General features: G+C 37.3%; 6 protein-coding genes and 4 pseudogenes. 8 read left to right on the top strand and 2 right to left on the bottom strand.

Annotated elements, in window-relative coordinates; all coding sequences use genetic code 11:
• Positions 1-162 precede the first annotated feature (162 nt).
• The 5 genes and pseudogenes from BHE89_RS22005 to tehB all read left to right on the top strand — a co-directional run bounded on the left by BHE89_RS22005 (position 163) and on the right by tehB (position 4,860).
• Positions 163-717 carry a cytochrome b gene (locus BHE89_RS22005; protein ID WP_069367654.1) on the top strand — a complete coding sequence of 185 codons (555 nt, stop codon included), beginning with the start codon at positions 163-165 and terminating at the stop codon, positions 715-717.
• A gap of 33 nt (positions 718-750) precedes the next feature.
• A complete protein-coding gene (locus BHE89_RS22010; RefSeq protein WP_069367655.1) occupies positions 751-1,329 on the top strand; it encodes a YceI family protein in 579 nt (192 codons plus the stop codon).
• 253 nt (positions 1,330-1,582) lie between these two features.
• Positions 1,583-2,627: pseudogene (locus BHE89_RS22015) on the top strand (linear amide C-N hydrolase).
• Positions 2,628-2,788: 161 nt separating this feature from the next.
• Positions 2,789-3,817: an NAD-binding protein gene (locus BHE89_RS22020; RefSeq protein WP_286146415.1), complete on the top strand. Its 1,029-nt coding sequence runs from the start codon at positions 2,789-2,791 to the stop codon at positions 3,815-3,817.
• A gap of 77 nt (positions 3,818-3,894) precedes the next feature.
• Positions 3,895-4,860, top strand: a complete 966-nt coding sequence (gene tehB, locus BHE89_RS22025) for an SAM-dependent methyltransferase TehB (RefSeq protein ID WP_128860775.1) — start codon at positions 3,895-3,897, stop codon at positions 4,858-4,860.
• On the opposite strand, the pseudogene clcA reads toward tehB, so the two are convergent.
• Positions 4,824-6,242, bottom strand: a pseudogene (gene clcA, locus BHE89_RS22030) (H(+)/Cl(-) exchange transporter ClcA). The gene tehB and the pseudogene clcA overlap by 37 nt on opposite strands.
• Before the next feature lie 202 nt (positions 6,243-6,444).
• On the opposite strand from clcA, the pseudogene BHE89_RS22035 reads away from it, so the two are divergent.
• Positions 6,445-7,846, top strand: a pseudogene (locus BHE89_RS22035) (alanine/glycine:cation symporter family protein).
• A gap of 184 nt (positions 7,847-8,030) precedes the next feature.
• On the opposite strand, the pseudogene BHE89_RS22040 reads toward BHE89_RS22035, so the two are convergent.
• Positions 8,031-9,513: pseudogene (locus tag BHE89_RS22040) on the bottom strand (aldehyde dehydrogenase family protein).
• Between the two features lie 496 nt (positions 9,514-10,009).
• Here BHE89_RS22040 and hcp point away from each other — a divergent pair.
• Together hcp and hcr are read left to right on the top strand one after the other, a co-directional pair.
• Positions 10,010-11,662, top strand: a complete 1,653-nt coding sequence (gene hcp, locus BHE89_RS22045) for a hydroxylamine reductase (RefSeq protein WP_069367662.1) — start codon at positions 10,010-10,012, stop codon at positions 11,660-11,662.
• Between the two features lie 58 nt (positions 11,663-11,720).
• Positions 11,721-12,725, top strand: coding sequence for an NADH oxidoreductase (gene hcr, locus BHE89_RS22050; RefSeq protein ID WP_069367663.1), 1,005 nt, complete (start codon positions 11,721-11,723; stop codon positions 12,723-12,725).
• Positions 12,726-12,851: the final 126 nt, after the last annotated feature.

Raw genomic sequence — 12,851 nt, forward strand, 5'->3', positions numbered from 1 at the left:
ATTAGATAATCAACAAAGTGACTAATAAGAGCTTATTACTTATTGATTATTATTGATAATGATAAACAAATTATTTGTTGAATTATGGGCTAACAATTTATTTCCAATACACTAAAATAAGTAACATTATTTTAATGAATTAGAAACTATTGGGTTTTTATTATGCAATGGCGAAATAATACGTCTCGCTATGGGCACTTGTCACTCCTTTTACACTGGGGGACGGCGCTTACTGTCTATGGTATGTTTGCTTTAGGGCTCTGGATGGTGACGCTAGGGTACTATGATAGTTGGTATCATTCTGCACCTGAAATACATAAGAGTATTGGTATTCTGTTATTTATTGTTTTGATAGTACGTGTGATATGGCGTTGGATTTCTCCACCACCTAAAGCGTTATCAAGTTACAGTAAATTGACACGTATTAGTGCTCATATTGCACATATGCTTTTATATTTAATCTTATTTTCAATTCTGATTAGTGGTTATTTAATTTCGACCGCTGATGGGCAAGCTATATCTGTATTTGATTGGTTTTCAGTGCCCGCGATTTTTACAGGGGAAGCCAAACAAGCGGATTTAGCGGGTGATATTCATCTTTATTTAGCTTGGGCAGTAGTTCTTTTATCGCTATTACATGCTGCTGGTGGTTTAAAACATCATTTTATTGATAAAGATGTTACGTTAAAACGCATGCTAGGAATGCGGACTAAATAATTAAACTTATTAAACGAAATTATGGAGATAACAATGTTTAAGAAAGCTTTATTAGGTTTAACAGCAGGTGCGTTATTATTTAATGCAAGCACTGCTTTAGCAGCAGATTATGCCATTGATAAACAAGGCCAACACGCATTTATACAGTTTCGTATTCAACATTTAGGTTATAGTTGGTTATACGGTACTTTTAAAGATTTCGATGGTACATTTAGTTACGATAAAGAAGATCCATCAAAAGACAAAGTTGATGTCGTGATTAAAACAGGAAGCTTAGACACTAACCACGCAGAACGTGATAAGCACTTACGTAGCGCTGATTTCTTTAATGCAAGCAAATATCCTGAAGCTCGATTCGTCTCAACTCAAGTTACTCGTGATGGCGAAAATTATGTAGTGACAGGTGATTTAACATTAAATGGTGTGACTAAACCTGTTTCATTAAATGCAAAATTAATTGGTGAAGGTACTGATCCTTGGAAAGGTTACCGTGCTGGTTTTGAAGCAACAGGTAAAGTGAATCTGAAAGAGTTTAATTTTAAATCGGACTTAGGACCAAAATCACAAGAAGCAGAGTTAATTATCTCTGTCGAAGGTGTAAAAAAAGCGTAATTAAATGCTTTTTGTAAGTTAATAAAGCCAAACCGATACTTTAATGTATCGGTTTTTTTATGCGCAATTATGATGAATGACTCTATACTTAAGTCATAATTTCTATTTTTAATAGGGCTAATATTTATTTTGAGGTTTTATCGATTTTAAGTCAGCGCAAAGAACGGTCATAATAAAGAAACCATCCATTTATTTAACGAGAAAGAGTGAATAATGAAAAAAATTACGTCATACTTTTTTAGGGACTCTATTTATATCTGGTCTTTTTACTGCTGGCATCACCGATGTTGATGCATGCACTCGAGTTGTTTATTTAGGTGACAATAACCAAATTATTACTGCTCGCTCAATGGACTGGAAATATGACATAGGAACAAGTTTATGGATATTTCCACAAGGGATGCAACGTTCAGGAGAAGCGGGGTGATAACTCAATAAAATGGACATCTAAATATGGAAGTGTGATTGCATCTGGTTATGATATTTCTACAACAGATGGTATGAATGAAAAAGGTTTAGTGGCTAATTTATTGTGGTTGGCAGAATCTGATTATCCCGCATATACCAAAGAAAAACCCGCTATTTCAATTTCTGCATGGGCTCAGTATGTGTTAGATAATTTTGCTTCAGTTGAAGAAGCTGTGAATGCATTAGACAGTGAGCCTTTTATTGTATTAACGGATAAAGTTCCCGGACAAGATAGAATGGCAACACTACATCTTTCGCTTTCGGATGCAACGGGAGATAGCGCCATTATTGAATATATAAATGGCAAGCAAGTGATTCATCACAGCAAAGAGTATCAAGTGATGACGAATTCTCCTATTTTTTCAGAACAATTAGCATTGAATAGTTATTGGCAGCAAATCGGTGGAACAGTCATGTTACCTGGGACTAATCGTGCTTCAGATCGTTTTGCCAGAGCTTCTTTTTATGTGAATGCCATTCCTAAAACTCAATCGAGTAAAAAATCGCTCGCTAGCGTATTCGGTGTGATCAGAAATGTATCTGTACCTTATGGGTTGAGTACGGCTGAATCACCTGAAATTTCATCCACACGGTGGAGAACGGTGGCTGATCATAAAAACCAATTATATTTTTTCGAGTCAGCATTATCGCCGAATACTTTTTGGGTTAATTTAAAGGAAATTGATTTTTCAAAAGAGAGTGGGAAAGTAATGACATTACCATTGGGTGAAGAGCAGTCGATAATCTATTCGGCTAATGCGACAAGTCATTTTAAACCCGCAGAGCCTTTTAAATTTCAAGGATTAGATCATATTCCTTTAAATAACTGAGTATTCACATATATCTAATATGAAATTATCCGCTCTATTAAATGTAATAGAGACATCTAAAGTGACAAGAAAAACGATGTCTTTATTACTTATCTTAAATGGTATTTTTATCATTTACTCTATTTTACTGTCTCGCGGTATTTATCTGGATTGGAAAATCCATGGATTTAGCATGGCTTAAATCTTTAGGTGTATTAAAACTTCTCGATATACCAAAGGTCATGCTAGGTTGTGCATTAATTTTTCTTTCAATATTTATGTATCTTGGCGCCAGAATTGCGTGGTGTGTCTCTTTGATTTTATTAGTCACCCTTGTTTTTCTTGATGTGGCTGTTTATCGGCAAATGGACTTTCAATCCTATTTTTCTTTTATTTTAGTGATTGGATTGTTAATGAGTTGGCGTGCATTTCCACATCATAGTTTAACTAGCGCTAGTTTTGTGGCTTTTATATGTATTCTGTCTTTGCTGTTATTCTCAATGCTAGGAAGTCTTTATATTGGTGATGAATTTAAGCCACATATTACAACGTTGATGGATGCATTCTATTTTTCTATTGTCTGCATGACGACACTAGGATTTGGCGATATTGTGCCAATTAGTACGAATGCCCGTATTTTTACGCTCACTGTTGTTATTTTGGGAATCACCGTTTTTACTACTTCCATTGTGTATGTCATGGGATTTCTTGCACGCGGTACTCGCGATATTGTTAAGAAAAGGATCGCTAAAATGCATAATCATTTTATTATTATTGGTTCATCGGCATTAGCTTCTCAATTAGAAAAAGGGTTAAGAGAACAAGGAAAATCCGTTATTGCGATTTGTGCTGATAAAAGTAACGCCTCTTATGATACGCAAGCTAATATTATTGAAGGCGACCCAACGGATCTTAAAACATTGCTATCAGCCAATATTGCGAAAGCAAGTTGGATTGTGACTTTATCTGAAAGTGATGCAGAAAATACCTTTATTTTACTCACTATCCAAGAATGCTCTCATGTTAATGCGAAATTGATTACTATTATTAATCAAGATGAAAATAGAGATAAAATCAGTCGGTTACGCCCAGATATGCTGTTTTCTTTAGCATCATTAGGTAAAGAAATCATGATGAAAGTTTTGTGTGGTGAGTCTATTTCTTCCTCAGATGTGACTGATTTACTTTTAAACAAATATTTAAAATCATAATTTAGATAAAACCTTCTTTACGAATGATCATGATTGCCATAAGATGTATTTAAAATGCATCTTATTGAGGTTGAATTATGGAACTTGTAAGTTATAAAACCATGCCAGAGTGGACTCGTACATCCATTCCTTTAGCGTTATTAGAACGCCACAATACAAAGGAAGGCACTTATGCCCAAATGCGGATACTGCAAGGTAACATGACATTTGTTGTTTTTAATGATGATGGTTCACAAATTTCAGTTGAGTGTGATACTGAAAATCAACCGCCTTTAATTCAGCCTCAACAGTGGCATAAAATAGATAAAGCAAGTGATGATATACGTTGTCAGCTCTCTTTTTTATGTGCCCCGGAAGATAAACTGTTTAAAGAAAACGACTTATCATTACCGCATTCTGAAGTCCGTTATATGGCAACGTTTACCCAGCCTTGCAAGGTGTTAGATTTAGGTGCTGGCCGTGGTCGAAATAGTTTCTATTTAGCATCTCAAGGTTATGAGGTGACAGCGTTAGATATTAATGCTTCACATATTGATGCTATTGAAACAGTGAAAACCCAAACAGGATTGGCAGTAAAAAGTGGATTATATGATATTAATGAAGCTTCACTTACTGAGAAATACGATATTATTCTTTCAACCGTTGTATTGATGTTCTGCCAACGGGAGCGTATTGAAAGTATTATTAAAAATATGCAGGAATGTACCAATTCTAACGGTATTAATGTGATTGTTTGTCCTGTTGAAACGCCAAATAGTGATCCTACTGAAATTCCATTTAAAACCTTTTTGCGTCCAAACGAATTGGCGGATTATTATAAAGACTGGGAAATTATTAAATATAATGAGGATCTCGGGCATTTACATAAAACAGATGCAAATGGCAATCGTATCGCCTTAAATTTTGCTACGTTAATCGACACGAAAAAAATAGTTAAGCACTATTGTCTCTTTTCAAATACCCCAAATATTTGGGGTATTTTTATCTGTTTAAGTGAGTTTTATTATTATGGTGATTTATCACTTTTAATATCGAGAGATTGATCTTTTTGTTCTTTTTCCTCAGATTTTTGTAATATGCGTTCTAATAAAACGGTATAAATAGGGCGACCACCGAGTAGCTGTGCCAGCATTGTTGCACCTAAACAGGTAATGATCATCGGCAGGATAAGTTGATAATTATCGGTCATTTCTAAGACGAGAACGATCCCCGTTAGCGGTGCTCTTACCGTTGCTGCGAATAATGCACCCATTCCAGCAATAGCAAACGTACCAATTTGAATTTGGTAATCAGGGAAAAGTAAGGTTGCAGTTAATCCGAAAGCACTGCCAAATAAGGTGCCTAATGCCAGAGTGGGGGCGAATATGCCGCCAGGAGCACCAGAGGCAAAACTGATAATGGATGTGATAGTTCGTAAAATAAAGAAAAATAATAGTGCAATAAGAGAATATTGTCCCGTACTAAGCGCAGGAATAATATCAAATCCACCGCCAGTTATTTCAGGGATAATTAATGCTAATAAACCACAGAGACCACCGATGATGCCACCGGTTAAAACAAAACGAGATGTTTTATCCTGATAAAAAATGCTGAAATTGGGTTTGGACATAGAAAAAGTAATTTACTGAATATAACGCCAATAATACCAAATAACATACCCAATACTAAATATAACCAAAGCGTATTTAGTGGTGCAGATGAAAATTTACCAATATGAATAACACCGCCTTCACCATTAAATAGGCGAAAAACAATGCAAGACATAATAACGCCAATAAAGACAGCTTTAATTGAAATAAGACTGTATTTAAATTGAGGACGCATCTCCTCGATAATAAATAAAATACCCGCTAGAGGTGCATTAAAAGCAGCGGTTAATCCTGCTGCGGCTCCCGTCGCTAACAGAGTATGACGTGACTCTTTATCTTTAACGCGAGAAATATCATTTACGAGCTGACCAATATTGGCGCCCAATTGAACCGTGGGGCCTTCTCGTCCTAATACCATACCAGAACCTAAAGTTCCAATACTGGCAATAAATTTTATCGGTAATACTCGCCACCAACGAACTGGGCGAATATCTATCATGGCACCTTCAATTTCAGGTATTCCTGATCCCCCAGATTCGGGTGAAAACTTTTTGACTAGGTAATATCCCAGCATTGCTAAGATAGAGGAAAAAAAGTAATGTACAGATCGCTAGAATATAAGGATTAGTAAAGGTTTTAATAAATTCTTCTTGTCGAAAATGAATCACCCAACTAACGCTTTTTTCAAATAAAACACCTATTAATCCAGCTAGAGAGCCGACCACCGCGGATAATAGTAGCGTTTTTAGTGGTGCGAGGTTGGTTTCTTGCGCTTTTCTGAACAAATTAAAACGTTGTTCATTTTGAATGTTTTGTGCTGATTTATAATTATGCATAACTTTGATTGAAGTATTGTAACGATGAGCTTAATGATAGCGTAATTTAATAATGAAGTGATATTTCTCACATAACTAAGTCAATTTTAGAATTAGTCGTTTTTTTTTTTCTAGCATATTTTCACTTTTTTTCATCTTTAGTGTAGTTGATAAACAAAAAAAATACATATTTATATAACATTTGGACGAGAAAGGGTAACTTATGGATTTCATCACAAATATATTAAGTGCTATAAATGGCGTGGTATGGGGGAGTTCCGATGCTTGTCGGTATTCTTGGTATCGGCCTTTTTATGCAGTTTAAACTTGGTTTTTTACCTATTAGGAAGTTAGGTACAGGGTTTAAGCTTTTATTTGAAAAAAATGATAAAAGAGGCGAAGGGCAAATATCGCCATTTAATGCGTTAATGACGGCACTTTCTGCCACTATCGGAACGGGTAATATTGCTGGTGTTGCAACAGCTGTTGTCTTAGGTGGTCCTGGTGCATTGTTTTGGATGTGGATGACTGCATTAGTGGGAATGGCAACTAAATATTCAGAGGCCGTGCTTGCTGTACGTTTCCGGGAAGTTGATAAGTATGGAAACTATGTCGGTGGACCAATGTATTACATCAAAAATGGCTTAGGTAAAAATTGGGTTTGGCTAGGTACTGTTTTTGCTGTCTTTGGGAGTTTTGCTGGGTTTGGTATTGGCAATACAGTGCAAGCAAACTCCGTGGCTGATGTACTGGAAAGTAATTTTGGTATTTCGACAACAATTACGGCTGCTGTACTCGTTATTTTAGTCGGTGCTGTGCTTATTGGCGGTATTAAGCGTATTGCCGATGTTGCTGGTAAATTAGTCCCTATTATGACCGTTGGCTATTTTGGTGCAGGTATTGTTGTTCTTGCACTGAATGTGACTGCAATTCCAGATGCCGTTGTCCTTATTGTTAAATCTGCATTTACACCTGTTGCTGCGCAAGGGGGTTTTGCTGGTGCAGCGGTTTGGGCTGCGATCCGCTTTGGTGTAGCGCGTGGTGTTTTTTCAAATGAAGCAGGATTGGGGAGTGCGCCTATTGCCCATGCGACGGCAAAAACACAGAACCCTGTTCGCCAAGGTTTGATTGCGATGTTGGGGACTTTTATTGATACCATCATTGTCTGCTCTGTGACAGGATTAACCATTGTTATCACAGGACAATGGCTAACAGGGCAAAGTGGCGCAACATTAACGGCGGCATCATTCTCTACCGCGATTCCAGGTGGTAACTATATTGTGGCAATTGCATTAGCTATTTTTGCATTTACCACTATTTTAGGCTGGAGTTTTTACGGTGAAAAATGTGTGCAATATCTTTTTGGATCTAAAGCGATTATGCCATTTCGGATTGCATGGCTAATTGCGTTACCGATTGGTGCAACGCAATCGTTAGAGTTTGTGTGGTTATTAGCGGATACACTCAATGCAATGATGGCTATCCCTAACTTAATCGCATTAGCGTTATTAAGCCCTGTTGTTTATCGCTTAACAAGAGATCATATAAAAGATGTTAACGCTGATAAGATTGAATTAGATAAAGAAGCTTACTCAGTAAGTAAAAAAGAAGCTGAAGCAGAGTAACTCGTTCTTACTTATTTGGCTAACAACACAACATCAAACCACATACTTTATGATAAGTATGTGGTTTTTTTATGGTAACAACTTGGGGTGTGAGTAATTATAGATAATAAAAAGCCTTCTGGGGAGAAGGCGAAGAGATGAGTATAGATATTATATTTATAAGAATTTAGAAAAGAGATAAGTGTTATTCTTTCATACTGATAAAGATGTTTTTCACTTGGCTATAAGCATCTAACATCATTTTATGTGTTTCACGTCCTAAACCTGATTTTTTGTAGCCCCCAAATGGTGCATGAGCAGGGAGTTCGTGATAAGTGTTAACCCACATACGACCAGTCCTTACTGCTTTTGCAACACGTAAGGCGCGGTTAATATCTTGAGTCCAAACACCGCCACCAAGACCATATTCAGAGTCATTCGCCATTTCGATCACGTCATCTTCATTATCAAATGGAATGACACACAATACAGGGCCAAAAATTTCTTCTCGGGCTACACGCATTTGGTTTGTTGCGTTGATGATGATCGTTGGACGAACAAAGAATCCATCATCATAACCTTCACCTGTAATACGCTCACCACCGGTTAAAATAGTTGCACCTTCTTTTTTCGCGAGTTCAACATAGCCTAAGATAGTATCCATTTGATCTTGACTAACTTGCGTTCCCATTTGTGTATTTGGATCAAGTGGGTCACCGACACGAATACTTTCAAATTCAGTTTTTAATGCCTTCAAAAATTCATCATGAATATCTTTATGTAGGAACAACCGTGAACCTGATTCACAAGCTTGTCCTTGGTTCATCAATATTGCTAATGCAGAATATTTGACCGCTTTTTTCATGTTTGCATCAGGGAACACGATATTGGCCGATTTACCCCCTAGTTCCAATGTCGCTGGAACCATTTTTTTTTGCTGCGGCTTCTGCTACGGTATAACCCACATTGGTTGAACCTGTAAATGCAAGTTTATCAATATCTTCGTGCTCTAAAATAGCTTGTCCTACAACAGATCCGCGTCCCGTAACAATATTAATCACGCCCGCTGGTAATATTTCATTTAAAATACGACCTAGCTCTAATAATGAAAGGGAAGTCAGCGTTGCTGGGTTAATAACGACGGTGTCACCTGCCGCGATCGCTGGTGCTAATTTCCATGCTGCCATTAATAATGGGAAGTTCCATGGAATAATTTGACCCACAACACCAATAGGTTCGCGAATCACAAGGCTAATGGTATTTTCATCTAGGACGGCACTTTCATCGGTATGAGAGCGTATCACGCCTGCAAAATATCGAAAATGGTCAATAGAGGCAGGTAAATCTATGTTTTTTGACTCATTGAGTGGTTTACCGTTATCGAGCGATTCAATCCAAGCAAAGCGTTCTTGTTCTTGCTCTAAGCGATCCGCGATTTTTAATAAGAGAGCTTGGCGTTCAGCAGGTGACGTTTTACTCCATGTTTTGAATGCATTACGTGCGGCACTCACTGCAAGTTCAACATCTTCAGCACTACCCGATTGATATTCGCTTAATAATTCACCCGTAGCTGGACTATAGGTTTTGGTTGTTTTGTGTGATGTGCTAGATACCCATTCTCCTCCAATTAGCATTTTGTAGCTTTCTAGAGGGCGAAATTCTGATGGAACATTATTTAGTTTAATCATTTTTAATCTCCAATGTAGGGATGAGCATCATTCAAATATGTAGTTTCATTTCGTAATACTCGTGTTAATAACATATATCAATTGAAATAATTTGATTAGCTATTAATGCAATAGGTGATATTAACTATAAAAATAGTAATGAATATTACTGACCTAACAAGAATGAATAAAACTTAATCGTTTCATCTCTCAGTCTTTATATGATTAAACAAAAAATAACCATCAATAATTCTTAAATATTATTTCTTATTTAGTCATTATCGATGTAATGCAAATAAACGCGCTCTTTCTTAGACATTTTTTTGAGGTTTAAGCCAAATCAAAGGAGAAAAAAAGAGATATTAAAAAGATTTGCTAGAAAATTGCGTTAGATCAAGCAACGTTTAAATTGTTCAATATTGCACTTTCTCTCTTATCAAAATGGCGTATTCTTATGTTGCATCTGTAATGCAACTTATAAAAATAAAGCATTATCTCTTATTAGAAGGAATACGATATGTATTGTGTGCAATGTGAACAAACAATGAAAACGCCTGTAGGTAATGGCTGTGCCTATGCGCAAGGTATGTGTGGTAAGACAGCAGAAACTTCTGATCTTCAGGATTTACTCGTTGCTGTATTAGAAGGGCTTTCAGCGTGGGCTCTAGCAGCGCGTAGCGTTGGCATAATTGACCATGATATAGATAGTTTTGCGCCTCGTGCTTTTTTCTCTACGTTAACTAACGTCAACTTTGATTCTGATCGCATTGTCGGTTATGCGAAAGAAGCTATCTATTTCCGTGAAAGTTTGAAATCTCGTACTTTAGCGAAAAATGCAGCCATTCAAGTCACTAATCCAAGGGCTGAAATCCAATTAGCGGGTAACGATTTAGGTAGCTTACAAAAGCAAGCTCAGCTTTTTGCTTTAAATGCGGATAAAGCACAAATCGGTGATGATCTTCATGGATTACGTATGCTGTGTTTGTATGGCTTAAAAGGGGCTGCGGCTTATATGGAGCACGCGCATGTTTTAGGTCAGTATGACAATGAAATTTATGCAGAATATCACCATTATATGGCGTGGTTAGGTACTGATCCTTCTGATATGAATGAGTTGTTAGAAAATGCGATGGGCATTGGTCAAATGAACTTCCGCATTATGGCGATCCTTGATAAAGGCGAAACTCAAGCTTACGGCAACCCGACACCAGTTACGGTTAACGTGCGCCCTGTTGCTGGTAAAGCGATTTTAATATCAGGTCATGACCTGAAAGACCTCCAAATGTTACTTGAGCAAACAGAAGGAAAAGGGATCAATATTTATACTCATGGTGAAATGTTGCCTGCTCATGGTTACCCCGAACTTAAAAAATACAAACATTTAGTCGGTAACTACGGAAGCGGTTGGCAGAATCAGCAAATTGAGTTTGCAAAATTCCCTGGCCCTGTATTAATGACTTCAAACTGTATTATTGATCCGAATGTAGGTCATTACGGTGATCGTATTTGGACGCGTAGTATTGTTGGTTGGCCAGGCGTAAAACATATTACGGGTGATGACTTTTCTGAAATGATTGCACAAGCACAATCATTAGAAGGTTTTCCATACAATGAAATTGAGCATTTAATTACAGTTGGCTTTGGTCGTGAAACACTCTTAAATGCCGCTGATACTGTGATTGATTTAGTCTCACAGAAAAAATTACGCCATGTTTTCTTAGTGGGGGGATGTGATGGTAGCCGTGGTGAACGTAGTTACTACACCGATCTTGCAAGAGAAATTCCACAGGACTGCTTAATTATGACCTTGGCGTGTGGTAAATACCGTTTCAACAAACTGGATTTCGGTACTTTAGAAGGCTTACCACGCTTACTTGATGTGGGTCAGTGTAACGATGCGTATTCAGCGATTATGCTAGCGGTTAACCTGGCTGAGAAATTAGGTTGTGGCGTGAATGACTTACCACTGTCTCTAATTCTTTCTTGGTTCGAGCAAAAAGCGATTGTTATCTTATTGACTCTGCTTTCATTGGGTGTGAAAAACATTTATACCGGCCCAACAGCACCGGCGTTCTTAACTGACAATCTGCTGGCAATACTAAATGAGAAATTTGGTATGCGCTCTATTACTACACCAGAACAAGATCTTAAAGATATTCTTTCTGCTTAATGTGTTAAATTCATTATCATTACCGAAGCCTATGGGCTTCGGTGAGGGTTCAATATCCATGACGATGCCTACTTCTCTTTGTCCTAATCGTATGCAAGTTCACTCTATTGTTCAGGAAACACCTGAAGTGTGGACGCTAAATTTAATTAATCATGATTTTTATTCGTATAAACCAGGTCAATTTGCTCTGGTGAGTATCAATAATAGTGATGAGATAATGCGTGCTTATACCATTTCATCTTCTCCGGGATTAAGTCCATTTATCACTTTAACCGTTCGCCGTTTAGAAAATGGCGTGGGTTCAAGTTGGTTAACATCACAAGTAAAACCGGGTGATTATCTTTGGTTATCTGATGCTCAGGGGGAATTTACTTGTGCGGGTAAAGAAGATGCGCGCTATTTGATGTTGGCAGCAGGCTGTGGTGTGACACCCGTTATGTCGATGACGCGTTGGTTGTTAAATAATCAACCTAAAGCGGATATCACCGTTATTTTTAATATTCGTGAGCAAAGCCAGTTTATTTTTGAGAAAGAGTGGATCGAATTGGCAAATGCCTATCCATATAATCTTAATTTTATCATGATGCCTAAATTGCCTGATAATAAAGGGTTATTTAGTGGACGCATTTCCCAAGAAAAATTAGCGGCATTAGTTCCTGATATTGCGGGGCGTACGGTTATGTGTTGTGGCCCAAATAGCTATATGGAAGATACAGGACGTTTTGCAAGAAATCTTGGTGTACCTGCTGAGAATATTTTTATGGAACGTTTTGGTGATGAGCCTGTTTGTGTCGATGAAAATGAACAATTAACGATGACTATTCGCCATCCATTATCACAAATTAAAGTGCCTGTTGGCGTCACTTTATTATCCGCGATGGAAGAAAATAAAGTTCCTGTTTTTGCAGCTTGTCGAGCAGGGGTTTGTGGTAGTTGTAAAACACGTATTGCGAGTGGTGATTATGATGTTAGCAGTACCAGTACATTAACGGCTGAAGAGATAGCGCAAGGTTATGTCTTAGCATGTAGCTGTCGTTTAAAAGGAGATGTTGAACTCGCTTAATCTCTTTCTATTAAGTCGCATTTCCTTCTATCTATTTTCCTGCTTTTTTACCCTGTTACTTTATTAACAGGGTTTTTTTATGTCTATTCTTCCCATTAAAAGATCGAATAATCTGGAAAATGCTTC

Origin of the sequence: Shigella sp. FC1967, assembly GCF_001743005.1 — a bacterium.
Taxonomy (GTDB): Bacteria; Pseudomonadota; Gammaproteobacteria; order Enterobacterales; family Enterobacteriaceae; genus Proteus.